Annotated in this window: 23 protein-coding genes and 1 tRNA gene; 7 read left to right on the forward strand and 17 right to left on the reverse strand. The window is 70.2% G+C overall.

Translation table 11 applies throughout. From position 1 onward, the window contains the following. Window positions 1-108 precede the first annotated feature (108 nt). Window positions 109-1,647, forward strand: coding sequence for a recombinase family protein (locus OG370_RS13680; protein ID WP_328463992.1), 1,539 nt, complete (start codon window positions 109-111; stop codon window positions 1,645-1,647). Window positions 1,648-1,712: 65 nt separating this feature from the next. On the opposite strand, the gene OG370_RS13685 is transcribed toward OG370_RS13680, so the two are convergent. The 6 genes from OG370_RS13685 to OG370_RS13710 form a co-directional block, all read right to left on the reverse strand. Beyond that, on the reverse strand, window positions 1,713-2,150 hold the full coding sequence (locus tag OG370_RS13685; RefSeq protein WP_328463994.1) for a hypothetical protein: 438 nt from the start codon (window positions 2,148-2,150) through the stop codon (window positions 1,713-1,715). A gap of 19 nt (window positions 2,151-2,169) precedes the next feature. After that, on the reverse strand, window positions 2,170-3,624 hold the full coding sequence (locus OG370_RS13690) for a replication initiator (RefSeq protein ID WP_328463996.1): 1,455 nt from the start codon (window positions 3,622-3,624) through the stop codon (window positions 2,170-2,172). A gap of 274 nt (window positions 3,625-3,898) precedes the next feature. After that, complete coding sequence (locus OG370_RS13695; RefSeq protein WP_328463998.1) at window positions 3,899-4,087, reverse strand: hypothetical protein; 189 nt, start codon at window positions 4,085-4,087, stop codon at window positions 3,899-3,901. Continuing rightward, window positions 4,084-5,301, reverse strand: coding sequence for an FtsK/SpoIIIE domain-containing protein (locus OG370_RS13700; RefSeq protein WP_328464000.1), 1,218 nt, complete (start codon window positions 5,299-5,301; stop codon window positions 4,084-4,086). Before OG370_RS13700 ends, OG370_RS13695 begins: the two co-directional genes overlap by 4 nt. Before the next feature lie 119 nt (window positions 5,302-5,420). After that, window positions 5,421-5,657, reverse strand: a complete 237-nt coding sequence (locus OG370_RS13705; RefSeq protein ID WP_328464002.1) for a hypothetical protein — start codon at window positions 5,655-5,657, stop codon at window positions 5,421-5,423. Beyond that, window positions 5,657-6,052 (reverse strand): SCO3933 family regulatory protein, encoded by a 396-nt coding sequence (locus tag OG370_RS13710; protein WP_328464004.1) that lies wholly within the window; start codon window positions 6,050-6,052, stop codon window positions 5,657-5,659. The genes OG370_RS13705 and OG370_RS13710 overlap by 1 nt, the downstream gene beginning before the upstream one ends. Window positions 6,053-6,209: 157 nt before the next feature. Here OG370_RS13710 and OG370_RS13715 point away from each other — a divergent pair, with 157 nt between their 5' ends. Then, window positions 6,210-6,974: a GntR family transcriptional regulator gene (locus OG370_RS13715; RefSeq protein ID WP_328464006.1), complete on the forward strand. Its 765-nt coding sequence runs from the start codon at window positions 6,210-6,212 to the stop codon at window positions 6,972-6,974. A 29-nt stretch (window positions 6,975-7,003) separates the two neighbouring features. On the opposite strand, the gene OG370_RS13720 is transcribed toward OG370_RS13715, so the two are convergent. The 7 genes from OG370_RS13720 to OG370_RS13750 form a co-directional block, all read right to left on the reverse strand. Beyond that, entirely contained in the window at window positions 7,004-8,272 is a 1,269-nt protein-coding gene (locus tag OG370_RS13720) for a DUF1214 domain-containing protein (RefSeq protein ID WP_328464007.1), read from the reverse strand. Between the two features lie 1,255 nt (window positions 8,273-9,527). Further along, the gene (locus tag OG370_RS13725; protein WP_328464008.1) at window positions 9,528-9,971 is read right to left on the reverse strand and encodes an SH3 domain-containing protein; all 444 of its coding nucleotides are present in this window, start codon (window positions 9,969-9,971) and stop codon (window positions 9,528-9,530) included. 219 nt (window positions 9,972-10,190) lie between these two features. Continuing rightward, window positions 10,191-10,763: a DUF6907 domain-containing protein gene (locus OG370_RS13730; RefSeq protein WP_443060668.1), complete on the reverse strand. Its 573-nt coding sequence runs from the start codon at window positions 10,761-10,763 to the stop codon at window positions 10,191-10,193. Between the two features lie 25 nt (window positions 10,764-10,788). Then, window positions 10,789-11,133 (reverse strand): hypothetical protein, encoded by a 345-nt coding sequence (locus OG370_RS13735; protein WP_328464012.1) that lies wholly within the window; start codon window positions 11,131-11,133, stop codon window positions 10,789-10,791. 201 nt (window positions 11,134-11,334) lie between these two features. Further along, window positions 11,335-12,192, reverse strand: a complete 858-nt coding sequence (locus tag OG370_RS13740; RefSeq protein WP_328464014.1) for a helix-turn-helix domain-containing protein — start codon at window positions 12,190-12,192, stop codon at window positions 11,335-11,337. A gap of 112 nt (window positions 12,193-12,304) precedes the next feature. Continuing rightward, window positions 12,305-12,406, reverse strand: a tRNA-OTHER gene (locus OG370_RS13745). 133 nt (window positions 12,407-12,539) lie between these two features. Continuing rightward, window positions 12,540-13,322: a DUF6415 family natural product biosynthesis protein gene (locus tag OG370_RS13750; protein ID WP_328464016.1), complete on the reverse strand. Its 783-nt coding sequence runs from the start codon at window positions 13,320-13,322 to the stop codon at window positions 12,540-12,542. 120 nt (window positions 13,323-13,442) lie between these two features. On the opposite strand from OG370_RS13750, the gene OG370_RS13755 reads away from it, so the two are divergent. The 5 genes from OG370_RS13755 (at window position 13,443) to OG370_RS13775 (ending at window position 22,119) form a co-directional block, all read left to right on the forward strand. Next, window positions 13,443-14,693, forward strand: a complete 1,251-nt coding sequence (locus OG370_RS13755; RefSeq protein WP_328464018.1) for a helix-turn-helix domain-containing protein — start codon at window positions 13,443-13,445, stop codon at window positions 14,691-14,693. A 513-nt stretch (window positions 14,694-15,206) separates the two neighbouring features. Beyond that, a complete protein-coding gene (locus OG370_RS13760) occupies window positions 15,207-17,207 on the forward strand; it encodes a S53 family peptidase (RefSeq protein ID WP_328464020.1) in 2,001 nt (666 codons plus the stop codon). Window positions 17,208-17,349: 142 nt separating this feature from the next. Continuing rightward, a complete protein-coding gene (locus tag OG370_RS13765) occupies window positions 17,350-18,024 on the forward strand; it encodes a transcriptional regulator (RefSeq protein ID WP_328464022.1) in 675 nt (224 codons plus the stop codon). Window positions 18,025-18,167: 143 nt separating this feature from the next. Beyond that, on the forward strand, window positions 18,168-18,674 hold the full coding sequence (locus OG370_RS13770) for a DUF4232 domain-containing protein (protein WP_328464024.1): 507 nt from the start codon (window positions 18,168-18,170) through the stop codon (window positions 18,672-18,674). 664 nt (window positions 18,675-19,338) lie between these two features. Further along, the gene (locus tag OG370_RS13775) at window positions 19,339-22,119 is read left to right on the forward strand and encodes a glycoside hydrolase family 3 C-terminal domain-containing protein (protein ID WP_328464026.1); all 2,781 of its coding nucleotides are present in this window, start codon (window positions 19,339-19,341) and stop codon (window positions 22,117-22,119) included. A 147-nt stretch (window positions 22,120-22,266) separates the two neighbouring features. Here the strand turns inward: OG370_RS13775 and OG370_RS13780 are convergent, their stop codons facing one another. The 4 genes from OG370_RS13780 to hrcA form a co-directional block, all read right to left on the reverse strand. Beyond that, window positions 22,267-23,010, reverse strand: a complete 744-nt coding sequence (locus OG370_RS13780; protein WP_328464028.1) for a 16S rRNA (uracil(1498)-N(3))-methyltransferase — start codon at window positions 23,008-23,010, stop codon at window positions 22,267-22,269. Further along, window positions 23,007-24,071 (reverse strand): nitronate monooxygenase, encoded by a 1,065-nt coding sequence (locus OG370_RS13785; protein WP_328464030.1) that lies wholly within the window; start codon window positions 24,069-24,071, stop codon window positions 23,007-23,009. Before OG370_RS13785 ends, OG370_RS13780 begins: the two co-directional genes overlap by 4 nt. Window positions 24,072-24,166: 95 nt before the next feature. After that, window positions 24,167-25,303: a molecular chaperone DnaJ gene (gene dnaJ / locus OG370_RS13790; RefSeq protein WP_328464032.1), complete on the reverse strand. Its 1,137-nt coding sequence runs from the start codon at window positions 25,301-25,303 to the stop codon at window positions 24,167-24,169. Further along, entirely contained in the window at window positions 25,304-26,320 is a 1,017-nt protein-coding gene (hrcA, locus tag OG370_RS13795) for a heat-inducible transcriptional repressor HrcA (RefSeq protein ID WP_328464034.1), read from the reverse strand. Between the last annotated feature and the right edge of the window lie 9 nt (window positions 26,321-26,329).

Genomic DNA, 26,329 nt, shown 5'->3' on the forward strand with positions numbered 1-26,329 from the left:
CCTCCCGGGTGCCCCTGTCCGTGGTTCTCGGGACCTTCCCCGTGTGGGTGGCTGGTCGCGAGGAGGCCCCGTAAAACGCACTTTGGTGCGGGACGGGATCGGCGGACCATGGAAGCCATGGGGGTTGTGGGGGCGTACTGCGGCTGCGGGAAGTGCATGGTCGGTGTGCGCCGACTGAGCCGGAAGACGGACGCCACGTCATCGCCGGAGCGGCAGCAGGAACAGGTCGAGGCCGCAGTCAAGTCCATCGGTGGTCACATCATCGCTTGGGCCGATGACTGGGAGGTTTCGGGAGCCACGAACCCACGTGAGCGGCCCGCGCTGGGTCCGTGGCTCCGGGACGAGATGGGTCCGTACTCCGGGATCGCGGGGGCGGCGGTTGACCGTATCGGCCGCAATCAGGTTGACGTCCTGGTCACGGCAGTGGAGATCCACAAGACCGGGCGGCTCCTTGTCACGCACGGGCACGACGGCCCGTGGAATCTGGACGACCCGGTAGATGAGATGCGCCTGTCGATGGAGTCGTTCGGCGCGCAGGTCGAGTTGCGGTCCATTCAGAAGCGCAACCGGGATGAGACTGCCCGGGCACGGCGTGCGGGTGAGCCGAAGCAGAAGAACAGTTACGGCTACCGGTACGTTCGGCTGTACGCGGGTACGAAGGTCGATCACGTCGAGTTGGACCCGGTAGCCGCTCCGGTGATCCGGAACGTGGCACGGCGCATTCTCACGGACCGCACGGGCAAGATCACGAAGTACACCGAGTCTGCGCGTCTGAACCGTGAGGGTGTGCTCGCGCCGTCGGATCACCGTGCGGTGATGTACGGGCGTAAGCCGCGCGGGGTGAAGTGGACCGGCCGTGTCCTGCGGGACATCCTGATCAGTGAGGCAGCACTCGGCTACCTGATACACGACGGCCGACCGGTGATCGGCAGTGATGGTGAGCCGGTGCGGTTGGCGCCCGGTCTGTGGGATCGCCCGACGCGGAACGCGCTGATCGAGGCCACGGCGCCGAAGCAGCCCGCGAAGGCCCGCACGGTTCCCCGGGCGCCGAAGAGTGAGCGCCTGCTGTCCGATCTCATGACGTGCGGTGCCTGCCACCAAAAGACGAACGTCGGGAACAACCGGGGGGAGCACTGTTACCGCTGCGTGGGGCGCCTGCTCGGGTGGCCGGAGTCCGCCGAGTGCAAGCCCGCTCCGAAGGTCACTGGGCGAGTAGCCGACCAGGCCGTCACCGTGTGGTTCCTTGAGCGCTACGGCACCGGTCAGATGATGCGCCAGGAGTTCGACGCGGGCACCGGCTATGCCGTGCGGATCACGGAGCTCAAGGCGGACCGGGCCAGGTTGCGGGACGACCGGCGGGCGGGGTTGTACGACGCGCCGGATGACGTGAAGTGGTTCCGCACGGAGTACGCGCGGATGGGCCGGGAGATCGCTGAACTTGAGAAGCTGCCGGAGCGCCCGGCGGGAATGCGGCTGGTGCCGACCGGACAGACCGTCGCGGACGCGTGGGAGCAAGCCCCGAACGACGCGGCGCGGCGGGAGATCCTGATGTCCTACGAGGTGCGGGTGGTGGTCCACCCCAGGGGCGCCGACGAGCGGTTCGTGATCACTGCGCGCAGTCCGTTTGATCTTGAGCTAGCGGCATAGTCGCCAGCAGGCCGAGGGGTCCCCGCCGAGTTGTTCCGGCACGGGGCCCCTCCGGCTTTTCCTATCTACGGTTCGGCGCAGAGCCGCAGCTCAGGCATGCGGTGCTGGACGCACAGGCCGGTCAGAGTGGTGATAGCCACGTCCCGGACCACCAGCAGCGCCGAGCCCCACCCACCCACCCGGTCCCCGTGCCCCTCAACGCCCGTGGTCACCTCTCCCAACGACCACGGAGCGGACGAGAACGCGAACCATCCCGGCACGCTGCCGTCAACCAGCCGGAACGCCATCCGCATACCACCCGGCTCCGCGCGCCCCGGCACGATCCGGATCTCCGACACACCGGTCACCACTTCCAGCGCACCCCGCTCCGGGCAGGGCCGCACCTGCCCGCCGAAGGCACCCGCGATCCGTTCGGCCGTCCCGGCATCGGACGTGACCGCCCGCCACACGGCAAGCTCTTCCGGCCGTCCGTCGACGGTCCGCCGCATGCTGAACGTGCCCACGATCCGGCCGGGCAGCCGCTCAGCCATCAGGGCTCCGGCCCACCGGGCGCGGCAGCACCCACACGCGCAGCTCCGCCAGATCCTCAGCGATCCCGGCCGCTATCGCCGCCTCGCCCCGGGTGTGACCGGAGCCGACATAACGCCAGGAGGAGACGACCACCACCCGCGACGGATCGGCCGGCGGGGAGCCGACAGGCTGGCGGTGGTCGGCCCGTGCCTGCCGCAGCACCCGATAGGTGGTCGAGTACCGCCGGGATTTCGTCAGACAGTGCCCCCGAAAACCCAACGTGTGCGCCCACGCCCGCAGCCGCAGATCACCCAGCTCAGGCAGACCGCCCAGCCGCCAGCACATCCCCATCAACGCCCGCAGATGAGGAGAGCCCGGAGCGAAGGCGATCTCAGCGACGCTGCGAATCCGGCGGTCGAAGCCGCCCGCGTCGCCGACGCTCTTCGACACATACTTGGCGACGTACGCCGCCACCGCCTCATCCGAGACCGGAGAGCCGTCCCCAAGGTCCGAACGGATCGGCCGTACGTCGAGCTGTCCGCCCCAGCGGAACACCCGCTCACCCAGAACGTCACTCGGCGGCAGCGTCACCCGAGCCGAGGCCGCAGCCATACGCACGGCATCGTCGAGAAGTTCAGCAGTCGCCCACGGCGGAGGCGGAGCGTCCGGGCCATCCGGGCCGTCGAGGCGCACCACCGCATGGAAGTGCACCGCGCCACGCCGTTGGTACTCCGCCACCTTCGCAAACGACAACCCCGGGCCCACACTGGACCGGGCCCGCGCCTCCCGCGCCAGATACCGCCGCACCATCCGGCAGAACCGGGACCACAACTCGCCAACGTGCGCATGCCACAGCACATGCCCGGCGTAGTCGTAACACTCCGCACACACCGGTTGCCCCACCACCACGTCACCCTCGTCATGGACCAGGCCGCACCCGACCGGCCGCCCATGCACACACGACCCGCCACCGGACCGGGGACGGCACCCGTCCGACCCCGCACGGTGCACCGCACCGAACGACGGAGCCGTCAGCGTCACGAACAGCCGAGGGTGACCGCCCACGGAACCCGGAACGCCCTTCCCGCCGACCAGACCCGCCCGCACCAGATGGAAGGTGTCCCCTGAATGCTCACGGGAACACGCCGGACACACCGAGGCCCGCCGGTTGCGGCACCGCACCGCCAACCGCCCCCCAGGCTCCGCCGCCGTATCGAAGTGCCGGACCACCACCCCCGACACCACATCCACCGCAGTGGACGACCCGGCCAGATACACCGGCCGCGCACACCCACCCGTACCCCGAACCTGCTCCACCCACCGCCGATAGCCCGGCTCCTGGGCGAGGCGGACCAGATCACGGTCCAACACCGACACGAAACACGAAGGGCGCCCCGCCACCTGCACAGGACGCCCCACAACAACAACAACCACAGGGCGGCGACCTCCCACGACCGGCAGCCCCACAAGCCGCCGAACCAACGACCAGGACCAGACAAAGAGCCATGAGATACGCCTCCCAACAAGACATTGACGTGCAGAAACTCACTCAACGAGCAGGCCGGCGGGCACGTTCAGCGACGACGCCTGCGCGAACGCGACCCCAACCGAGTACGGGAATCCAGACGACGGCGCGCACGGCGACACTCAGCGCACCGCAGCAACCGACCACCCGGCCCGCGCTTTCGAGGCCGCCCGCACCGAGGACAACGCGGCTCAGGATTGGACATCGACCCACCCCCTACAGACGCCCGACGATGGCCTGCGAGATCACCAGCACCGGATACACCGCCGGAGACAGCGCGACATAGAAGCCGAACAGGAACACCAACGCTGCCTGCCACCAGGGCACCTCACGCGACCGAACGATCAACACGGTGACGATCCCGAGTACCAAGACCACGGACAGCGAGCCGCCCGCCACGGTCATGCCGCCTCCCGGATCTCAGTGATCGCGTGAACCAGCCCCGGAAGCTCCGGGGTGTTCTTCGCGAACTGCACGGCCGTCTGACGCGCCTGCTCAGCCGTCGTGTGCGTGGACCGCGCCCGCACCCACGAACCGCCGACCGTGGTCACCGCCACGCCCCGTTCGTCCTCAGAGATCGTCTGCGCCACCGCGACCGCTTCCGGCGACAAGTCGCCCAGCACCATCAACGCCGTCTGCTCGTCGTTGACCCGATGGCAGATCCGCCCGCCGAGCTGAGCCCGAAGCGCCGTCACCCCAGGCCCCAACTCCGAGCCGACACGTTGCCCGGCGACCACCAGATGCACACCCAGCGCCGCGCCGAGCTGGCCGATCCGCAGAAGCGCCGTCGAGCACGCCCCGGAAAGCTGCTTGCCCTCCCGAGACCCATCCGACAAGTACAGTTCCGCCACCTCGTCCACCAGGACCACCAACGGCACCGGCCGCAGCATCTCCGGCAGATCCCAAATCGACCGCGCACCCACCTCCCGGCAGGTCGCCATCCGAGCCTCGGTCTCCGCCAACACCGCACCCAGCAGCGCCGCAGCCTCCCCCCGATCCCGCGCCAGCGCCGACAACCGAGGCTCGAACAACGACAGCTCCATGCCGCCCTTGCAGTCGATCCCCACCAGTGCCACCGGCTGAGGAGCCAACGCGAACACCAGACTCGCGATCAACGTGGACTTCCCCGAACGGGTCGCCCCCACCACGAGCCAATGAGGCACCACCCGGAAATCCAGCACCCACAGCGCACCGTCCTCCGTGCGCCCGACCATCGCCGACAGCAGCCGTGCCGGACGCGGCACCACCCCCAACCCGCCACCGATCAGCGGGTCACTCGCCGTCGCGGTCGCCAACACCCAGCCACGGCCCGGCGACACGATCCGCACCGCGTGCGCCTGCCACGCGTGCGTCATCGCATCGGCCGCCGCCAGGAAAGCCGCCGGAGTCTGACCCGGCTGCATCCGGATACGCACCCGCAAGCCGGTCGGAGTCGGTTGGGGCACGCCCAGACGCGGCACGACCGGCCGCAGCTCGCTGCCCGACACCAACAGGTCACCGCCGAGCACCACGTTCTTGGACCGACGCGTCACCGCCAGACCCGACTCGATGCACAACCGCCGCCACGTGGCCGCCATCCGGACCACCATGACCGGGAACCCCAGCACGTACCAGCGCACCGGACTTCCCGACAGCCGCCGCAACCACACCGGCCCCGACGACCCTTGAGGCCGCGCCACCAGGACCACACACCCGAACCCCACGCACGCCCAGAACACCAGCGGCGCCCACGGCGGCATCACGCCCCCTCACCCCCCGAACCGGAAGCGCCGTCGAAGGTGCGCCACTCCGGGGTGTCCCACGCCGCCAGCATCACCCGAGCCCGCTCCGCCGCCTGCGGCGCCAACTGCGCAACCAGCCGCAACATCGCCGCCCGCGTGTCCGCATCGGACACCGTCTCCAGCACCAACCGCGCCCCGGTCAAGGCATCCAGATCCCGGCCCAACTGCTCAGCCGCCACGTACTGGTCAGCCATCACGACTCACCCGCCGCACCGGACTTGCCCCGGCCCGCGCCCGCCGAAGCCGCCACAGCCGGCCCCTGCGGAACCGGACCCGCCGTGATCGCGGTCGCCCGGAAACTCGTCCCCGACCGGGCACCCATCGTCCACTGAATGGCCGTCAGGTTCTCGATCCTGACCGGCATCCCCTCCACGATCCCGCGTGGCTCACCCGGCACGGCAACCTCGATCGTCTCCGCACGGCGGCCCTCGACCTGCCGGACGACCACCCCCACGACAAAGATCGTGTTCCCGTCCCTGTCCTGCCGAACCTGCCCCGTCTCGGGATTGACCCGAGGCTCAGGACCCACCACGCACAGGATCATTCCCAAGCGCGACGTATCCACCGGAATGCTCTGCAACTGCCCCACCCCTCTCCTAGGCACCCGACGAGCAATCTGCGTTCAGTCGCTTATTACTCGTCCTGATGAGTAGTGAGTATGCATCGGTTGACGCGGCGAGGCCAGCACTTATCCTGACGAGTGCCGAGTGAATGACCGCTCACCAACGGAAGGTAGGCCGGACCCCATGGCGGACGAGATCACCCGCACGCCCATCTATCAGCAGGTAGCGGCCCGGCTCGCCCAGGAGATCGCCAACGGCACATACGAGCCCGGCAGCCTGCTACCGAGCGAGACTCAACTCATGGAGCGTTACAGCGTCTCCCGGCCCACCGCGCGCGCCGCCATCGCCGAACTACGCCAGCTCGGCTTGGTCGAGAGTCAGCACGGCAAAGGCACCTTCGTCCGGCGCGCCACTGAGCCGACCGTCACCCTGGACCAGTCGATCACCCGCACCGGCAAGACCTTCCACGCCTACGACCGCCAATTCCAGGAGACCGAGGCCCCGCACGGAACCCGCATCCACACCAAGGGCACCACTTCCACGCTCCTGCAAGAACCGGACGGCGTACCCGCGTTCGCCATCGACCGCATCCTTACCGACCCCACCACCGGACTCCGCGCCCTCCACCGCGCAGTGATTCCCTTCGACACCGCCCAGGAGATCCCCGACCTCCAAGCCCACCCCGAAGCCGGCCCCACCACCATCTACGCCCAACTCAGCACAGCAGGCCACACCCTCCACTGGACCGACGACATCCGCGCCCGCATCCCCACCCCCGACGACCGCGCCACCCTCCACGCACCAACTAGTTCATGCCTGCTCGTGGTTCACCGCATCACCCACGGAGCCGACCGCCCGCTCATGCTCGAAACCCTCACCATCGACGCCGACCAAGCCCACCTCACCTACCCCCACACCGCAGCCCGCGCACAGCCCCGGCGCGCCTAGGCCAGCGTTGGCAGTAGGGGTCTGGCCAGTCAGTTGGTGCGCTCCACGCGGGGCGGTGTCCAGGTGCCGTCGAGGATGGGCTGCTGGGGCCAGTAGGCGCGCAGGTAGAGGGAGAACGCGTCGGCGGGGGCGGGAAGCCAGTTGGTGGCGGGGGCGCCGTCGGGCGGGGTGTTGCCGACGTACAGGGTGAGGGACCCGTCTTCGCCGTACTCGAGATCGGGGTTCTTCGTGCCCAGGGAGTACCGGCCGAGATCGTTCTCGGCGTAGAAGTGGTGCTTGTTGTAGAGCGTCATCGAGAAGAAGCCGTTCACCGGCGGCAACTGCCCGGCGTCGAACCGCACGGTGTAGGCGCGGGAGCCGTCGAGCTGGGCACCGTCGATGTCGGTGTCCGTGAAGAGGTACTTGGTCTCGTGCGGCGCGTTCTCGAACATGTTCGAGCGCGCCAGGGCGGTTCGGGTGAGGTAGTCGGTGCCGAACGCGGAGTTGTCGGTCGGGGAGAACCACTTGTTCCCGGCGGCGGGTCCGTTGTACTCCCAGCGCAGGAGCGGCGTGATGATCTCCTGCTCGGCCTCGCGCGCGACATCGACCAGCACCTGCTTGATCTCCGGCGAGGCGTCGGCGGCGGCGAGCAGATCACGGAACTGCTGGTACAGCGCCTCCTCGCCGGGCAGCGGTGGCACCGTGTCGAGGACCTCCGGCAACTGGTCGAAGAACTTCGCCGGATCGACCCAGCGGATCTCGCCCTCACCGCCGGCCTGATCGGGCACGGGAAAGGTGGGAACGTTCGCCCAGTCGTCGCTCTTCATCGTCCCGTCGAACTCGTCCAACGGGTAGACCGTCACGTACGGCAGCAACTCCAGGACCTTCGCCCGGTCCTCGGGCGTGTCCTCGATGAAGACCCGCGGGCAGAACGCCGCCAGCGTCGTCGTGGACCGGAACGACCCGGTGATCTGCGCGGGAAGCTCGCCCGTCCAGTTCGGGCCGACCACGGCGTAGAAACCGGGCTTGGTGCCGTACTGCTTGCCCAGCTCGGCAAACGAGTCCGTGCGGTGGTCCCACGCCGCCGCGACCCAGAACCTGTCGCCGAAGTCGGGGATCTGGAAAACCGCCGGCTGCTCATCCAGGCTGCCGAACCCGAACCCGTACAGGACGTCCTGATTGGTGCACGCCACGAACCGCTGACCGGCCGGGATGTAGTCGGTCATCATGCACACCCGGCCCAGCGGCGCGTTCGGCAGCACGCCACCCCGCAACCCCGGCTCGGACACGGACGTGAGCGCGGTACGACGGTTGATCATCGAGACCATCGGCCAGCCCCACACATATGCGAACCGACCCACCGCCCGCACGAACGACTCCGGCATCCCAGTGAGCGACTCACGGCTTGCAACCTCGGACGACATCGCTGTCCCTTCCCGATCCTCGCGCGGCCAGCGGACGAACACTTCGGACGCTAGCCGCGTGCGGCCGGACCAGCCACCCGGGGGGCCCAACCCAGCTACGTCCCTCACAGCCACGGATGCAGAGCAGCAGGTGTGACCCGTGCCCAAGCAAGGAACGAGGAACACTCCTTCGATGAGCCCGAACGACGCCATCGGCGCCGGGCCCCACCGTCCAATATTTCTTCACTTCCTCAAGAGCTGCGCCGCGACGTGTCCGCGGCCGGCCCATGGCCGGGCATGCGGCCTGGCGGCCGGTCCCGACCCCGCGCCGGCCGCGGTCACTCCCGCCGACCCCGAGAACGGCGAAACCCCCGGCCATCAGCCAGGGGGCGTGCCGTAGAACCACTACTTCGCGCAGGACTCCGCATGCTTGCGCTGCGCGAACTTCGCCGGAGCGACCCCCGGCGCGAACTTTCGTAGACGGCATCCGGTACACACCACCCACTGGCCGCCGCGCTCGTCCTCCTCTATCCGGACCTTCCCGCGACCGGCAGTACGCATCGCCCGTCCGACAACCTTCATCCCCATACCCCCTACCCTCCTACCGGACTTGGCCGTCAGGAAGCCGCACTCGGACCTGACCCGTACCAGCCATCCCCGGTCGCCCGGGGATCGCGCGCGGCGATCTGCCCGTGAGGCTGTTCTCCCGCACAACGCCTGCTGTCAACCTGTTCCAACACGCGCAATAGCATGCGCGCCACCGATGCCGAAGTCGTCGTACGCACCGCACCGACTCCACCAGCGCCCGACCGCGCTTCCGTGGTCACCTCCGCCTCAGGCACCCCCATGCGAATCAGCCGCTCCCGCAACTCAGTCGCAACACCCCGAGCCTCAGCCCACTCACCCACGTAATCCACGCCTGGAGACCAGTCCATCGAGCCCAGGCTCGCGTCCCACGGATCTATACCGTCGCCGTTCTCGCTCTCACCGTGCATTGGCCATGCACCCCTTCGCGCAGCCCGGCACATGCCGGAAGCACAACCCGTCGCGTATGAACGCCAAAGTAGCATCACTGCTACCGTACGTTCCCGGCCATAATCGAACCGTAATCGGAGCTACGCGGCCCCCGCCGATTTACACAGCGGAGACCGCATAGTCCCTCAGGCGACGATCAACGCCAGGCAGTGCAGGGCCACTTGGCGTGCGACCGGCACGACGGGCCGTACAAGTACGACTTCCAGACCCACCCCTTGGTTCCCTTCCGCGCACCCCCGGCACTGCGCTTCGTAAGCTGCACATGCATCCAGTTGGCGCTGTAGCCGATCACCTGCACCCGGTCTCCCCGGTACAGCAGGCCCTTGACCGACCCGCCGAACGAACCACGCGAACGCAGCCGCAAACCGCCGACCCTGGGCGACGAATACTGAACCCGCGCCCCCTTCGCTGGGGCCGCCAACGAAGGTGCCCGAGCCCCCGCCACCACCACGGAGGGTGCTCGGCCGCCCAGGTTCATCGGGCCGGACGCGGAGGCAGACTCCGCACTCACCAACGCCACCATCGCCAACACCACGGCCAGCACCAGCGCACCCAACCTCGCGCGCACACTCTTGATCATCTTTGGTGTCCCTTCGCCGTTCCACGACGAGCCGCCACTCATGAGGACGTAACTCGTCCTTATGAGTGATGAGCATGGAACGACGATCCGTCACAGAGCAACCGAAATACCCGCGTTCGCAAAGAGGCCCCGCCCGACGAAAGCCGGGCGGGGCCCGTCACCGGACGGGTCACCGGTACCCGTGAGGAGTTCTCCGCACGGTGGGCGCATCCGACGACTTCAGGAGGAGGGGAGAGGTGGGGGCCAAGGGATGCGGCTGGTCCCAGGCGGCGCATCCTTCACATTGGAACCGACACGCTTGCTCCAGTCCTCTTGTGCGTCCACCAGCGCGGGCCGGACCTCCCGGTCGAGCCGGTCCGCCACCCACCGGAACGTCGCGGCGAGCCGCGTCAGGTCCTCCGGGCCCAGGTCGGTGAACCAACTCTCCCCACACAGGTGCATGTTGACCAACGGGACGCAGGCGTCGGGCGCTTCGGCGTGCGGATTGCAGTCCAACGTGCAGGAGAAGGCTTCCTCCGCTACCGGTCCGGCAGCCCGGCTGGTGGCGGAGTAGACAGGTACCGCGTGCCCCGCAAAGCGCCGGGTGAGATGGATATCGGCAATCCGGTTCTCCCACGCGTCGGGGGGTACGTTGTGCTCGCTCGGGTCGGCGCCAGCCCACCCGGGAAGATGCCCGGTCACGGTGCGCCCGTCCGTAGCGGTCAGAGTCCATCGCCGCGTTGGAACCGGTAAGACTGAGGTCCCCGCCGAAACGGAAGACGTGCTACTCATCTGATTCTCGTTCCTTGTCATTCAGGTGGACAGCGGGCGGTCGCCGCTACAGCGGAAACGCGGCGGGAGTCTGGGGCGGGTCGTCCAACTCCCAGCTATGGCCGCCGGGATGTCCGGCGAACTCACTGCACGGGCAGTCCACTTCCCGCCCGGCCGGACAGTCCGGAATCTCGATCACCGCATTCGGCGCGCCGCCGTCCCGCCACAGCGCCCACAACGTCCCGGCCTCCGGACCACGCAGATTGAGCGCCGCACCATAGTGAACTGGCCCTTTGTGCACTTCGATCGTGCACACCAGCGTCGCGAACATGTCCTCCCGGGTGTATGCGTACTCACTGCTCGCGTGCGCCACGTCCAGCACCGTACGAATCAGCCCGCCGGGAATCAGCATTCGCCGACCGCAGATGAATCGCTGCGCACGCCGAACGGACATTGCCTGCCTCCTCATTTCCTATGTAGTGATGTTCGAAGAGGAACCCGCCCCGGCCACCGGTGACCAAACCAACGAGTCCACCCCGCTCCATGGGAAAGCGGGGCCCTTGCAAGACTCGACGCGACCGGGACGGGAGTTCAGGGAAACCGAACCGCCGATTCAGACAGCGGGCTTGGGGCGTAGCGGTCGTTCGTCGTCCAGCAAGGTGCGAAGGAAATCCAGCGACGCGACGGGCGAGAGCGCCGTATCGCGAAGCAGGTCGTACGCCAGGCGCAATGGTTCGACGTCTTCCGGCTCCTCGATGAGATGCCCGCTCCAACTGCTCTGCGTGTACGCGACGGTGTGACCGTCCCGGAAGAGGATCAGCTCCAAGCAACCACGGATGTGGTGGGGGCCTGTCCCGAACGGCACCACGTGCAGCGAGACATCGGGCCGCTTCACGACCTTGACCAGGTGCTCCAGCTGGCCAACCCAGGTCTTCGGATCGCGTGCCTTGCGCCGCAACACGGCTTCATCGATCAGGGCTCGATAGTGCAGAGAATTCGGGCCCATCAGGCGATCCTGCCGGCGGAGCTGAGACCTGACCTGTGCATCCAGCTCTTCCATGCTTCGCGGGCGAGCGGTGAGCAGCTGTTCCTCAGCGTATGCCCGGGTCTGGAGCAGGTACGGCACCGCGCTGATGGCGTATTCCTGGATTCCCACCGCATTGACCTCCAACGAGGCCAACCCCAGGAAGGGCCGATCCTTCGCCTCCCGCTTCGCCAGACGCCACAACTTCACCAGCAGCGTCCCCGTCCTGTACACCCGATCCAGCGCGGCAGCCGCCTCAACCGTGCCAAGCCGCTGCCCCCGCTCTAACCGGTGCAGATACGACTGCTCATAGCGACACAATCCGGCGAGCTGTACCAAGGTCATCCCCGACCGCTTGCGCAGCACGGCCAGTTCGGTGGCGTAGACCATCCGCGCCGACAGCCACTCCCCATCAGCACCCTTTCGGTTGCTGGACCTGCTCGTCACGTTCTCCGATCCTTCCTAGCAGCGTTGAACATCAAACGGACTTCCTCTCCTGCGATGTCGGTGGTGGTTACCGGCTCCCGGGCGCGCCAAATCGGCTCGACCGGGATGGAATTCCCCTTGTCCGGAGTCGAACCGGAGTCGTCGGGGCCGTCCGCACGGAATGGAACGAGAGTGCGGTGCGGCCCCGGGCTCTTACAGACTGAGCTACAAGGGGAAGCACTCGAATCAAGGACGGTACGAGTCGCCCGCGATGACCATCCCGATCTCAATCCCGCACAGCACGCCGAGACCGACCAGCACGAGGATTCCAGCCCAGCCCATCGCCAGGACCAGACCCCACTTCCGGATCACGATCCCCACTCCGCCGTAAGCGCCTCGTACAGGTCTTTGGCTTCGGTCAGGTACTGCTCGGGACTGAGCGCAACACGCCACCGGACGCCCAAGCCCTCAGTCCGGTCAGCGGGCGGCACAACCAGGTATGCCGCTGCACCGAGGCACTCCACATCGCGCATTCTCCAACTGTTCCCCGTACCCGGCTTCACCAGCCAATACCAAACGTGCCCGGGGGGATCTTCGATCACCGCTCCGGTCGCTTCACCGAGGCGCGTGAGCACACTCTGAGCGATGCGACTCGGTACTTTCACGGCGTCCCACGCCTGACCGCACGACACAAGCTCCAGGCGCCCACGATTTGGGGGCGTCCACGGCTCCACGAAGCCCGCCCCTACAAGGCCGGACGCCGACAGACGCCCGACCATCCCGCACATTGCCACCACGGAGCGCGCAGTACGTTCGGCGTACCTTTCCGCGCTGAGGGACCGCTGCCCGGCATCCAGCCGGCGCCTAGCCTCACCAACGCCGGTCAGCGCGATTGCCTGCGTGCTGGTCCCATTCGGGCAGCGCAGCGCCATGGCCTCAACGATGGGGATCAGCTCGCCGAGTACGGTTCGCATCCGCTCGGTGACGGTGGACAGTTCGGAAGTGGACAGCAGTGAGGCGGCGTCAACGACTTGTTCCGCTTCCCTGAGCAGTGCCCCGAACGCCAGGCGAGGGGGATCGCCCCCAGGCACACCGGCAGACGCTGTAGTTTCTTGCATGTCGATCTGCTCCTTGAGTTCCGGATCGGCCATGCCCCGGGGCCGTTCGCGCGGTCGCCGGGGTCTGCTGTCTATCGAAGCGGCCCAGCTCGATCAGGTGAGGAACCAGACAGGGGGCCCGGGAGGGGCCAGAATGGTGACGAAGGGGGCCAGATGAGTAACGGAAGCGAACGGCGCCGCAGGTTCGGCAACTACCTGGCGCAGCTTCGACGACGGACGGGCAAGTCACAGCGCGCACTCGCCGCGCGGCTCTCCGACTTGTCGGGAACACAGTCGATCACCCGCAACGAGGTATCCCGCTGGGAGCGTGGCGAGCGCATTCCCGAGACGTGGCTGCCCTTTCTGGCACAGGCGCTCGGGGTACCGGCACCCGAGATGGAGCGAGCCGCCGCGTACGCCCGTAACGCTGCGGGGGGTGTCCTCCCGGGCCCATCCGCCACACTGGCCGAGCTGCTGCCTGACGGTGACCTCATGGCCCCGTTGCAGGCCCCCGGTGGCCGCCGTATCGGCGCCGAAGCCGTTGCCGACCTTGGCGCTCGGGTCCATGCCCTGCGCTTGGCTGATGACGTATTGGCCGGTGGCGACCTGATCGAACCTGCCTTCCGAGAACTGCACGCCGCCGTCCGCCTGCACCAAGAGGCGACGTTCAGCGAGGCCACCAGTCGTGCACTCCTCGTGCAGATTGGGGAGCTTGCGCAGATTGCAGGTTGGATCGCGTCGGACGCCGGACGCCACGCTGACGCGGAACGGGCCTACTCACTCGGTATCTCCGCCGCACGACAAGCTGACGACAAGCCGCTTGTCGCCAACCTCGCAGGGTCGCTCGCCTACCAGCACTCGAACACCGGCAGGGAGCGCGAGGGAATCGACTTGGCGCACGCGGCCGTCGAGGAAGCCGGACCGAACGCCCCCGCCAAGACGCGTGCCCTGTTCTTCGATCGGGTGGCATGGGCCCACGCGAAGGCCGGGGAGGCACAGCCCGCCATCCAGGCACTTGGCGACGCTCATGACGCGCTCGAAACCGGCGGTAGCGCGGAGGCACCCTCATGGGCCTACTGGGTGACTCAGGAAGAACTGGACGTCATGGACGCTCGCGCTTTCACCGAACTACGGCGGCCGCTTCGAGCAGTCCCCCTGCTCAAAGACGTACTCGGTCGGTACGACGCCACACATACCCGCGAGGTGGCGCTCTACCGTTCGTGGCTGGCCGTGGCTCTTGCTGACGCCAACGAACCCGAGCAGGCAGTACAAGAGGCCCACCGGACCATTGACCTGTCCGGCGACCTTACGAGCACCCGCACCGCCGAACGTGTGCGAGTAGTACTCAACAGGTTGCGCGAGTACGACGACCTGTCCGAGGTCCGCGACCTGATGAACACCCACGGACACCTGCTGTTGACCTAGAGAGTCACGCGGTCAGGAGCCGGGGTTGCGTTTGAGGCCGGGGCCGCCCTCTCTCTCACGGTACGGGCCACGGTGGGCCGTCAAGGGCGCCTCCGGCGTCGCTACGCGATGAGCAAGCTCACCCTTGACCGCCCACCGTGGCCCTGGTGCTGGCTGGCTGTCGGGCGGCCCCTCCCGCCTGGCGCCCGGCGGTAAGCGCGCGACGCTCCGGGCGCCTCCGTCCAGACAAGTCCGGCGCGCATTATTCGTGCAGGTCAAAGGCGGTAAAACCCTGCCCAGCCGACCGGACTACCGGTAAAATGGTGCGCATAGAGGGGGTACCTCGCGCGGTTCCCCGCGCCCCTGGGTATGTGCGGCTCGGCGCACATCTGCAGGGGTGCGCTGGAACACCCGAACTGATGAAGTTTCAGCCGCCGCCCGCGGCAATCTACCGGTGTCCGTGTTGCGTCGGCCGGCAAAGGGTCATGCATCTTCGGAAGGCCCGCACCGCCCACCACCGAGAGGTGACCGCCCATGCGCCGACGCAGCCGCAAGCTCCTCGCCCGTACCGCGTCCCTGCTGGCCGCGGGGCTGGTGGTGGCGGGCACTCCCGCCGCCGCGCACGCCGCCGCGCCGTCCGCCGTACCCGCCGTACCCGCCGGGCGGATCGGCCTGCCCGGTACCGCGCCCCCGTGGGCGACCGCGCAGGCCGACCAGGGCCAGGCGCCGACCGGCACGACCGTGACCGCGCACGTGTACCTCGCCGGCCGGGACCACGCCGGGCTGGAGGCGGCGGCCCGTTCGGTCTCCGACCCGGCCTCGGCGGGGTACGGCCGGTACCTCACCCCGGCGCAGGTGCAGGCGCGGTACGGCGCCACGCCCGGCCGGCAGGCCGCCGTACGCGACTGGCTGACCGGCGCCGGCTTCCGGGTGACGGCCGCGGACGCGCACCAGCTGACCGTGCAGGGCAGCCCGAAGGCCGTCAGCGCCGCGTTCGGCACGACCCTGCACCGGTACCGCAAGGGCGGCCACGTCTACACCGCGCCCGTCACCGCCGCCTCGGTCCCGGCGGACATGGCCGACGCGGTGCTGACGGTGACCGGCCTGGAGGACACCCCGCACCTGGCGACACCCAAGGCCGTATCGGCGGCCTCGCCGGGCGATCAACTCCCCGGCCCCACCGCCGCCTTCGTCAACGCACCGCCTTTCTCGACCAGTTGGGGCGACCACTCGGCAGCCGGCGTCCCGCAGGCGTACGGCGCCGTCCCGCCGTACGCCGTCCAGGGCTACACCGGGCGGCAGTTGCGGAGTGCGTACGGCGTGACCGGCTCGGGCCTTTCCGGGCGCGGCGTGACCGTGGCGGTGGTGGACGCCTACCACTCCCCGACGCTGACCGCGGACGCCCAGACGTACGCCCGGCGCAACGGCGACGCGCCCTACCGCGCCGGCCAGTTGACCACCGTGGACGCCCCGGCCTGGACCGACACCGACCAGTGCGGCGCGGACGGCTGGTACGGCGAGCAGTCGCTCGACGTGGAGGCGGCGCACGCGATGGCGCAGGACGCCAGGATCACGTACGTCGGCGCCGCCTCGTGCGACGACCCCGACCTGCTGGCGGCCCTGAACACCGTCGTGGACCACCATCTCGCGGACATCGTCAGCGACTCGTGGGGCGAGCCGGAGAGCGCCGCGGACCCGGCGCTGGACCCGGCCTACGACCAGACGTTCGCCACCGGCGCGCTGGAGGGCATCGGCTTCTACTTCTCCAGCGGCGACGACGGCGACGACAAGGCGTCGACCGGCACCAAGCAGAGCGAGACACCCGCGTCGCGGCCGTGGGTGACCGCGGTCGGCGGGACGTCGCTCGCGGTGGGCGCGGACGACGGCTACCAGTGGGAGACCGGCTGGGGCACCGACAACTCGCGACTGAACGCCGCCGGGACCGCGTGGTCCTCGCTGCCGGGCACCTTCGACGACGGCGCGGGCGGCGGCACGAGCGTGCGAGCGGCCCAGCCGTGGTACCAGCGCGGCGTGGTGCCGGCCGCCCTCGCGCGGCCGGGCGGCGGCGGGCGGGCGATGCGGACCGTCCCGGACATCGCGGCGGTCGCCGACCCCACCACCGGATTCCTCATCGGCCAGACCCAGACCTTTCCCGACGGCACCGTGAAGTACAGCGAGTTCAGGATCGGCGGCACCAGCCTGGCCGCGCCGGTGATCGCCGGCATCCAGGCACTCGCCCAGCAGGCGCAGGGCTTCCCGATCGGCTTCGCCAACCCCCGCCTCTACGACCAGCGGCACGCCGCCGACTTCCACGACGTCACCGACCACCCGCTTGGCGCCGACCGGCAGTTGGCTGCCGTACGGGTCGACTACCGCAACGGCGTGGACGATTCGGCGGGCACCTCCACCACGCTCCAGACCCTCGGCCACGACTCCTCGCTGGCCGCGGTCCCCGGCTACGACGAGGTGACGGGCGTCGGCTCCCCCGCCCCGGCCTATCTGCGCTCCTTCCAACTCCTGCCCGTCAGGAAGTAGTCAGCCCGCGGAGACGGACCACCCCCGGACAGGGACCGCCCAAGGGCAGGGAACGGGTGAGCGTGGCGCCGCGTCGGTGCGGCCGGGAACGGGTAGGTTTCCGGCCGACCGCCCGCTTTCACGGTGCTTTCCGGAGGTTTGCGTGGAATCGCTCGACGAACGGCACCGCGAGGCACAGGAGTTGATCGCCCGGGCGCGGCGCGAGCTGGCCGGCGCCGCCGCGCGCAACGCGTTCGTGGAGCTGGTGGAGGCCGGCGCCGCGCCCCGGGAGCGGCTGGTCCGCCTGGTGGCGGAGGAGTCGTTGATCGTGCGCAGCGACCGGCGCAGCTTCGCCCTGGCGGCGTCGCGGTTCGGCGGCGACGATGCCGCGGCCGAGCTGTTCCTCGGCCTGGCGCAGGGCGAGACGCGGGCGTTGGAGCTGCTGGCGCGGCTGGGGTCGGCGCTCGATCCGGCGGGGCCGCCGGCCGGTGCGGCCGGGTGGCGGCCGTCGCCCGCCGCGCAGGGCTATCCGCACTATCTGGGCTGGCTGGTCGGGTCGGGCACACGCAGCGAGCTGGCGCTGGCGCTGCTGGTCAACTTCGGTTTCTGGGGCGGTTATTGCGCGCGTCTGGCGGAGGCCGTGCCGCCGCGCCACGACCTGTCCGCCGGCGACGTGGAGTTCTTCGCGTTCTTCTCGACCCTGCCGCCCGGCTTCGAGATCCAGGCGACCCGGCTGCTCCAGGCCGGCCTGGACGCGGGAGAGGACCCCTCGGCCGCGCTGGAGGCGGCGCGGCTGATGCAGGCGTACGAGGCCGCGTTCTGGCAGTCGCTGGCCTGATGAGGCCATACCCCCACGTACCGGTGACGCGACTGTGGCGCTATCGGGACATTTTTCCCGCGGAGGTCGGGCAACAATCGAGTTGACCATGGTTCCGACGGGGAGACCTCGGGGCCGTTGAGCAAGACGAGGAGCACGAGTTGATGCGTACCAACCGGAAGATTGCCGTCACCCTCGCCGTCGCCGCCCTGGTGGGGGCGGCCGGTGCGGGAGTCGCGCAGGCGTCGCCGGCCAAGGGCAAGAGCCCCGCCCCCTCCGCCTGCCGTCCGGCCAACCACCTCGCGAAGATCACCCAGACGGCCAACTCCGCGGGGCACCGGCACTACCGCGTCACCCTGACCGCGCCTCGCGGCTACGAGTCCTGCACGCTGGCCGGCTCGCCCACCGGCGTGCACTTCACGAACCACGACAAGAGCGTCAAGCTCACCACGAAGCGCTACGGCAGCCAGCACACCAAGGTGACCTTCGGCCCGGGCCACCCGGTGCACTTCGACATCCAGGTGCCCAACAACGCGCACGGCCTCGCCGCGAACGAGGCGTCGTTCACGCTCCAGGCCCCCGGCGGCGACATCCCCGGCACGTCCTTCGCCGACGGCAAGCTCACGGTCGCCAAGGGCACCCTGGTCGGCCCGGTCCAGCGCGGCGCCTGACCCGCGCCTGCCCCCACCGGGCACCGCAGCACCGCACTCCACGCGGGCTCGCACGTACGTCGTGCGGGCCCGCGTTCTGCGTGCGACCGCCCGCAGCCGACACCCCCTCAACCGGTCCACCACGAATGCGTCTTGGCTTCACTCCTTGAAACCAAACGGGCGGATGGCGCCAGTCGGTCAAGGGCTGGGCGCAATGATGGTTCAGACCTTGACCGCGCCCCGGTAGGCGAGTTCAATCACACCCGCACCATGGGCAGACGACCGGCCGTCATCGGCGACCGCGGGTCGGCCCCTTCGCGCACAGCACTTCCGCACGCCCGCTGTCCCGCTCCCCCGCACTCTCGCTCCCCTGCTTTCCCGTTCTCCCGTTCTCCCGTTCGGCACGGAAAGAGTGCGTGGACGCGCACTCCTGGGAGCGCTCCACCCGCGGTCCGACCGCGGGGCCGGAGCGTTTCCGCGCCGCCGTGACGACGCCCGGCCGCCGTAGGGCATGCGTCCATGTTCCGAAGTCGGCCACCGCGCCACGCACCACGCTCACCACCCCCACGCTCCACGTCCGCACTTCCATTCCCCCACCGGACCCCGAACCCCGACCCCGAACCCCGACCGGAACACCCCCCCTCGGCAGATGCTTGGAGGCATCGTGCACACGTTCCGCACATCGGTGAGACGGCGAACGCCGTATCTCGCCGCCCTGGCCCTGGTGGCCGGCGGCTCCGGCCTGCTCGGCGCCGTCTCCGCCCCCACCGCGCAGGCCGCCCCCACCGCGGCCGACGCCTGCCCCTGGGTGCACTCCACCGCACCGATTCCCGACCGGGTCGCGCAGGTGCTGGCGCAGATGACGACCGCCCAGAAGGTGGCACTGGCCACCGGCACCGGCGGCTCCAGCTACGTCGGGTTCACACCGGCGATCCCCGCGCTGTGCATCCCGGCGATGACCCTGGAGGACGGCCCGGCCGGCGTCGCCGACGGCATGAACGACGTCACCCAACTGCCCGCACCGGTCAGCGTCGCGTCCACCTGGGACACCGCGGCCGAGCAGACGTACGGCCAGGTGATCGGCAGCGATCAGGCCGCCAAGGGCACCACCGTCGACCTCGGCCCGACCATCAACATCGACCGCGACCCGCGCTGGGGCCGCGCCTTCGAGTCGATCGGCGAGGACCCTTACCTCAACGGCCAGTTGGGCGCCGCCGACATCAGGGGCGTGCAGTCCACGGGGGTGATGGCCCAGGTCAAGCACCTGGCCGTCTACAACCAGGAGACCAACCGCAACACCCCCTCGGACGACGCGGTGATCAGCGACAAGGCGCTGCAGGAGATCTACCTGCCGGCCTTCCAGGACGCGGTGCAGCAGGGCGCGGCCTCCTCCGTGATGTGCTCCTACAGCACCATCAACGGCACCTACGCCTGCCAGAACCCCGACCTGCTGAACAGCACGCTGCGCGGGCAGTTCGGCTTCCAGGGTTTCGTGACCTCCGACTGGGGCGCCACCCACTCCACCGCCGCCTCGGCCAACTCCGGCCTGGACCAGGACATGCCGGGCAACGACGGCTACTACGGCACCGCGCTGAGCAACGCGGTCGGCTCCGGGGCGGTCAGCCAGGCCACGCTCGACACGATGGCCACCCGCATCCTCACCGAGATGTTCGCGTTCGGCCAGTTCGACAAGGCGCCGTCCGGCTCGCCGGGTGCGGTCGCCACCAGCACCGCGAACAAGACCGCGGCGACCCAGCTCTCCGCCGAGGGCACCGTCCTGCTGAAGAACAGCGGCGGCGTCCTGCCGTTCGGCTCGGGCACCTCCTCGATCGCGGTCATCGGCTCGGACGCCTCCACCAGCCCTCAGACCGCCGGCGGCGGCAGCGCGGCGGTCAACTCCAGCGGCACCGTGACCCCGTTGCAGGGCATCACCGCCCGGGCCGGCAGCGGCGTCAGCGTCAAGTACGACAGCGGTTCCGACACCGGCTCTGCCGCCTCGCTCGCCGCGGCCTCGTCGGTCGCGGTGGTCTTCGCCAGCGACTTCGAGTCCGAGGGCAGCGACCTGGGCGGCATCGACCTGCCTGCCTCGGAGAACAACCTGATCTCGGCGGTGGCCGCCGCCAACCCGAACACTGTGGTGGTGCTCAACACCGGCTCCGCCGTGACGATGCCCTGGCTGAACTCCGTGAAGGGCGTCATGGAGGCGTGGTACCCGGGCCAGAACGACGGCACCGCGATCGCCTCGCTGCTCTTCGGCGACAGCAACCCCTCCGGCCACCTCCCGGTGACCTTCCCCACCTCGCTGTCCCAGGTCCCCGCGCACACCACCGCGCAGTGGCCCGGCGCCGGCGGGCAGGTGCAGTACTCCGAGGGCGTCGACGTCGGCTACCGCTACTACGACGCCAACAACCTCACGCCGCTCTTCCCGTTCGGCTACGGCCTGTCGTACACCAGCTTCGCCTTCAGCGACCTGCACGTGGGCGCCCTGGCGGCGGGCGGCGCGGCCACCGTGACCGCGACCGTCACCAACACCGGCGCGCGGGCCGGCGCCGACGTCGCCCAGCTCTACGTCAGCCGACCGGCCGGCAACGGCGAACCGCCCCGGCAGCTGGAGGGCTTCGCCCGGGTGGACCTCCAGCCCGGCGCCAGCCAGACCGTCAGCTTCCCCGTCACCCAGCAGAACCTGCGCAGCTACGACGCCTCGTCCGACGCCTGGACCACCGCGACCGGCTCCTACGGCATCTCGGTCGGCGACTCCGACGGCAACCTGCCGCTGACCGGCACCCTGGACGTCACGTCGGCGCAGCTCGGCACGCCGCTGACCGTCACCGCGCCGGGCGCGCAGGAGGGCCTCACCGGCGCCGCGGTGTCCGTGCAGGTCGCCGCGCACGACACCACCGCCGGGCAGACCCCGTCCTTCACCGCCACCGGGCTGCCGGCCGGTACCGCGATCTCGTCCTCGGGCGCGATCACCGGCATCCCGACCAAGGCCGGCACCAGCACGGTGACCGTCACCGCCCACGACGGCGCGGGCGCGAGCGCCTCGACCACCTTCCTGTGGACGGTGGTGCCCGCGGACGCGGCGCTGGCCGGTCAACTCGTCGGCTACCAGGGCCTGTGCCTGGACGTGAACGCCGCGAACTCCGCCGACGGCACGAAGGTCGACGTCTACACCTGCAACGGCACCGCCGCCCAGCAGTGGACGGTCGGCAGCGACAACACGGTGCGGGCGCTCGGCAAGTGCCTGGACATCACGTCGGCGGGCACCGCCAACGGCACGAAGGTGCAGCTTTACACCTGCAACGGGACCGGTGCGCAGGTCTGGCAGCCGCAGGCCGACGGGGCGCTGCTCAACCCGAGTTCGGGGAGGTGCCTGGACGACACCGACGAGTCCACCACTCCCGGGACCCAGGTGCAGATCTGGGACTGCACCGGCGCGGCCAACCAGGTCTGGAAGCAGGGCTAGGGTGCCCTGACCCCCCAGGGTGCCCCTGGACCCCGGTCGAGGGACCACCTGCCCGGTGGTGGGTTGCTCGCGCGGTTCCCCGGGCCCCTGGGTATGTGCGGCTCCCTCCGCGAGAAGAGGGTCACATACCCGGGGGCGCGGGGCGCCCTACGACCAACGGCCCGTTCGGGCCATCAGCACGGACACCGCCGCCACCCCCGCTGTCGAGGTGCGCAGCACCGTGGGGCCCAGCCGGTAGGCGGCCGCGCCGGCGTCCGCGAACAGGGCCAGCTCTTCCGGGGCGACGCCGCCCTCGGGGCCGACCACCAGCACCACGGAACCGGTGGTGGGGAGTCGGGCGCCGGCCAGCGGGGCGGAGCCCTCCTCGTGGAGCACCGCGGCGAAGTCGGCGGCGGCGAGCAGCGCGCAGAGCTGACGTGTCGTCACCTGCTCGGCGACCGAAGGGAACCGCAGCCGCCGGGCCTGCTTGGCGGCCTCCCGGGCGGTGGAGCGCCACTTCGCCAGGGACTTCGCGCCGCGCTCGCCGCGCCACTGCGTCACGCAGCGGGCCGCCGCCCACGGCACCAGCGCGTCCACCCCGGCCTCGGTCATGGTCTCCACGGCGAGTTCGCCGCGGTCGCCCTTGGGCAGCGCCTGGACGACGGTGACCGACACGGCCGGCGCCGGCTCGGCGCGCGGCTCGCGCACCTCGACGTCGAGGACGTCCTTGCCGGTGACCGCGGCGACCACGCCGCTCGCCCCGCGCCCGGTCCCGTCGGTCAGCACGATCTCCTCCCCGACCTGGAGCCGCCGCACCGACACCGCGTGCCGGCCCTCCGCGCCGTCGAGCCGTACCGTCGCCGGGGAGCCGTCGAGCGCGTCGGGGCCGACCAGGAAGACAGGGGCGGTCATGCGTGGGCCCCCTGAGCGGCGTGGAGTTCGGCGACCAGGGTCTCCACGAGCGCGCCCGCCGACAGCTCCCGGGCCAGCCGGTGGCCCTGCCCGGCCCACAGCGCCATCGCCTGCGGGTCGCCGAGGTCGGCCGCGGCCCGGCGAACGGGTTGGGTCAGGTGGTGCACTTGCGGGTAGCCGGCCGGGGCGTAGCGGCCGTGCTCGCGGACGAAGCGGTTGAGCAGGCCGCGGGCCGGGCGGCCGGTGAACGCGCGGGTCAACTCGGTACGGGCGTACACCGGGTCCGTGACCGCCCGCTTGTGCAGGGCGGACGCGCCGGACTCCGGGCAGACCAGGAACGCGGTGCCGAGCGCGGCCGCGGAGGCGCCCGCGGCGAGCACGGCGGCGATCTGCTCGCCGCGCATCAGCCCGCCGGCGGCGATCATCGGCAGTTGCACCGCCTCGCGGACCTGCGTGATCAGCGACAGCAATCCGAAACCGGTGCCGTCGAGTTGGGGGTCGTCGCGGTGGGTGCCCTGGTGGCCGCCGGCCTCGACGCCCTGCACGCACAGCGCGTCGGCCCCGGCCCACTGCGCGGCCAGCGCCTCCGCGGGCGTGGTGACGGTGACGACGGTGTAGGTGCCGGCCTTCGCGAACGCGTCCAGCACGGTCCGGTCGGGGCAGCCGAAGGTGAAGCTCACCATCGGCACCGGGTCCTCCAGCAGGATCGCCACCTTGGCGTCGTACCCGTCGTCGGAGCCCGCCTCCGGGTCGCCGAGCGCCGTGCCGTACCAGGCGGCCTCGCCGGCGAGTTGCTCGGCGTAGACCTCGACCGCGGACGGATCGACGGTGCCGGGCTGCGGCATGAACAAGTTCACCCCGAAGGGTTGCGACGTGGCGTCCCGCAGCTGCCGGATCTCCTGGTACATCGCCTCGGACGTCTTGTACCCGGCGGCGAGGAAGCCGAGGGCGCCGGCGCCCGCCACCGCGGCCGCCAGCCGCGGGTTGGACGCGCCGCCGGCCATCGGGGCCTGCACGATCGGGTACGCCGAGTAGGAGGAGAGATCGGTCAACGCGGGCATGTGGTCATCGTGTCACGTAGGGTGCCGCGCCAGGTGCCGCGGGGTGGCCGGGGCGGGAGACCGCCAACGGCGGGCCCGCCCCGCGAACGGCGTCCTCACCGCCCGTTGAAGGCGTCCTTCAGCCGGGAGAACAGCCCCTGCTGGCCGGGCGCGAACTGCCCGGTGGGCCGCTCCTCGCCACGCAGCTTCGCCAGCCGCCGCAGCAGGTCCTCCTGGTCGGCGTCGAGCTTGTGCGGGGTGACCACCTCGACGTGCACGATGAGGTCGCCGCGCCCGCCGCCGCGCAGGTGGGTGATGCCGCGCTGGTGCAGCGGGATCGACTGGCCGGACTGGGTGCCGGGCCGCACGTCGACCTCCTCAAGGCCGTCCAGCGTCTCCAGCGGGCACTTGGTGCCGAGCGCGGCCGCGGTCATCGGGATGGTGACGGTGCAGTGCAGGTCGTCGCCGCGGCGCTGGAAGACCGCGTGCGGCAGCTCGCGGATCTCCACGTACAGGTCGCCGGCCGGGCCGCCGCCGGGGCCGACCTCACCCTCGCCGGCGAGCTGGATGCGGGTGCCGTTGTCGACGCCGGCCGGGATCTTCACCGTCAGGGTCCGCCGGGAGCGCACCCGGCCGTCGCCCGCGCACTCCGGGCACGGGGTGGGCACCACGGTGCCGAAGCCCTGGCACTGCGGGCACGGCCGCGAGGTCATGACCTGGCCGAGGAAGGAGCGGGTGACCTGCGAGACCTCGCCGCGACCGCGGCACATGTCGCAGGTCTGCGCGGAGGTGCCGGGCGCGGCGCCCTCCCCGTTGCAGGTGCCGCAGGTGACCGCGGTGTCCACCTGGATGTCCTTGGTGGTGCCGAACGCGGCCTCGTCCAGCTCGATCTCCAGCCGGATCATCGCGTCCTGGCCGCGCCGGGTGCGCGAGCGCGGGCCGCGCTGCGAGGACTGCCCGAAGAAGGCGTCCATGATGTCGCTGAAGTTGCCGAAGCCCGCGCCGAAGCCGCCCGGGCCGCCGCCCCCGCCCGCGGCGGACAGCGGGTCGCCGCCGAGGTCGTAGACCTGCTTCTTCTGCGGGTCGGAGAGGACCTCGTAGGCCGCGTTGATCTCCTTGAACCGCTCCTGCGTCTTCGGGTCCGGATTGACGTCCGGGTGCAGTTCGCGGGCGAGGCGGCGGAAGGCCTTCTTGATCTCGTCCGGGCCCGCGTCGCGGCGTACGCCGAGTACGGCGTAGTAGTCCGTGGCCACCTACGACTCCGCCAGGATCTGTCCGACGTAACGTGCCACTGCGCGTACCGCTCCCATCGTTCCGGGGTAGTCCATGCGGGTCGGTCCGACCACGCCTAGCTTGGCGACTGCCTCGTCGCCCGAACCGTAGCCGACCGCCACCACGGAGGTGGAATTGAGGCCCTCGTGAAAATTCTCATGCCCGATCCGGACCGTCATGGTGCCGTCGGCGGTCTCCCCGAGGAGTTTGAGGAGCACCATCTGCTCCTCGAGCGCTTCGAGCACCGGCCGGATCGTGAGCGGGAAGTCGTGGTGGAACCGGGTCAGGTTGGCCGCGCCGCCCAGCATGATCCGCTCCTCCTTCTCCTCGACGAGGGTTTCGAGGAGGGTGGCGAGCACCGTGGCGACCGACGGGCGGTCGTCGGGGTCGAAGCTGTCCGCCAGGTCCTGCACCAGCGGCGGCACTTCGGGGAAACGGCAGCCGGTGACACGGCTGTTGAGCCGGGCGCGCAGGTCAGCGAGGACCGTCTCGCCGACCGGCCCCGGGCAGTCGATGATCCGCTGCTCGACCCGGCCGGTGTCGGTGATCAGCACGAGCATCGCCCGGGCCGGCGCGAGCGAGAGCAGTTCCACATGGCGCACCGACGAGCGGGTCAGCGACGGGTACTGCACGACGGCGACCTGCCGGGTGAGCTGCGCGAGCAGCCGCACGGTGCGGGCCACCACGTCGTCGAGGTCGACGGCGCCTTCGAGGAAGTTCTGGATGGCGCGCCGCTCGGCGCCCGACAGCGGCTTGACGCCGGCGAGCTTGTCGACGAAGAGCCGGTAGCCCTTGTCGGTGGGGATACGGCCGGCGCTGGTGTGGGGCTGCGCGATGTACCCCTCGTCCTCCAGGACCGCCATGTCGTTGCGCACGGTGGCCGGGGACACTCCCAGCGAGTGCCGCTCGGTGAGCGCCTTGGAACCGACCGGTTCCTCGGTGCCGACGTAGTCCTGAACGATGGCACGCAGCACTTCCAGCCTGCGTTCGCTCAACATCGCGCACCT

The sequence above is a fragment of the Streptomyces sp. NBC_00448 genome, assembly GCF_036014115.1.
Classification (GTDB): domain Bacteria; phylum Actinomycetota; class Actinomycetes; order Streptomycetales; family Streptomycetaceae; genus Actinacidiphila.

Coding starts and splice junctions, on each gene's coding strand:
- OG370_RS13695 (WP_328463998.1), bottom strand. CDS start 4,087: ATGACCGTGGCGGGCGGCTCGCTGTCCGTGGTCTTGGTACTCGGGATC.
- OG370_RS13705 (WP_328464002.1), bottom strand. CDS start 5,657: ATGGCTGACCAGTACGTGGCGGCTGAGCAGTTGGGCCGGGATCTGGAT.
- OG370_RS13760 (WP_328464020.1), top strand. CDS start 15,207: ATGCGCCGACGCAGCCGCAAGCTCCTCGCCCGTACCGCGTCCCTGCTG.
- OG370_RS13715 (WP_328464006.1), top strand. CDS start 6,210: ATGGCGGACGAGATCACCCGCACGCCCATCTATCAGCAGGTAGCGGCC.
- OG370_RS13755 (WP_328464018.1), top strand. CDS start 13,443: ATGAGTAACGGAAGCGAACGGCGCCGCAGGTTCGGCAACTACCTGGCG.
- OG370_RS13750 (WP_328464016.1), bottom strand. CDS start 13,322: ATGGCCGATCCGGAACTCAAGGAGCAGATCGACATGCAAGAAACTACA.
- OG370_RS13735 (WP_328464012.1), bottom strand. CDS start 11,133: ATGCTGATTCCCGGCGGGCTGATTCGTACGGTGCTGGACGTGGCGCAC.
- OG370_RS13780 (WP_328464028.1), bottom strand. CDS start 23,010: ATGACCGCCCCTGTCTTCCTGGTCGGCCCCGACGCGCTCGACGGCTCC.
- OG370_RS13680 (WP_328463992.1), top strand. CDS start 109: ATGGAAGCCATGGGGGTTGTGGGGGCGTACTGCGGCTGCGGGAAGTGC.
- OG370_RS13725 (WP_328464008.1), bottom strand. CDS start 9,971: ATGATCAAGAGTGTGCGCGCGAGGTTGGGTGCGCTGGTGCTGGCCGTG.
- hrcA (WP_328464034.1), bottom strand. CDS start 26,320: ATGTTGAGCGAACGCAGGCTGGAAGTGCTGCGTGCCATCGTTCAGGAC.
- OG370_RS13730 (WP_443060668.1), bottom strand. CDS start 10,763: ATGACAAGGAACGAGAATCAGATGAGTAGCACGTCTTCCGTTTCGGCG.
- OG370_RS13785 (WP_328464030.1), bottom strand. CDS start 24,071: ATGCCCGCGTTGACCGATCTCTCCTCCTACTCGGCGTACCCGATCGTG.
- OG370_RS13770 (WP_328464024.1), top strand. CDS start 18,168: ATGCGTACCAACCGGAAGATTGCCGTCACCCTCGCCGTCGCCGCCCTG.
- OG370_RS13720 (WP_328464007.1), bottom strand. CDS start 8,272: ATGATCAACCGTCGTACCGCGCTCACGTCCGTGTCCGAGCCGGGGTTG.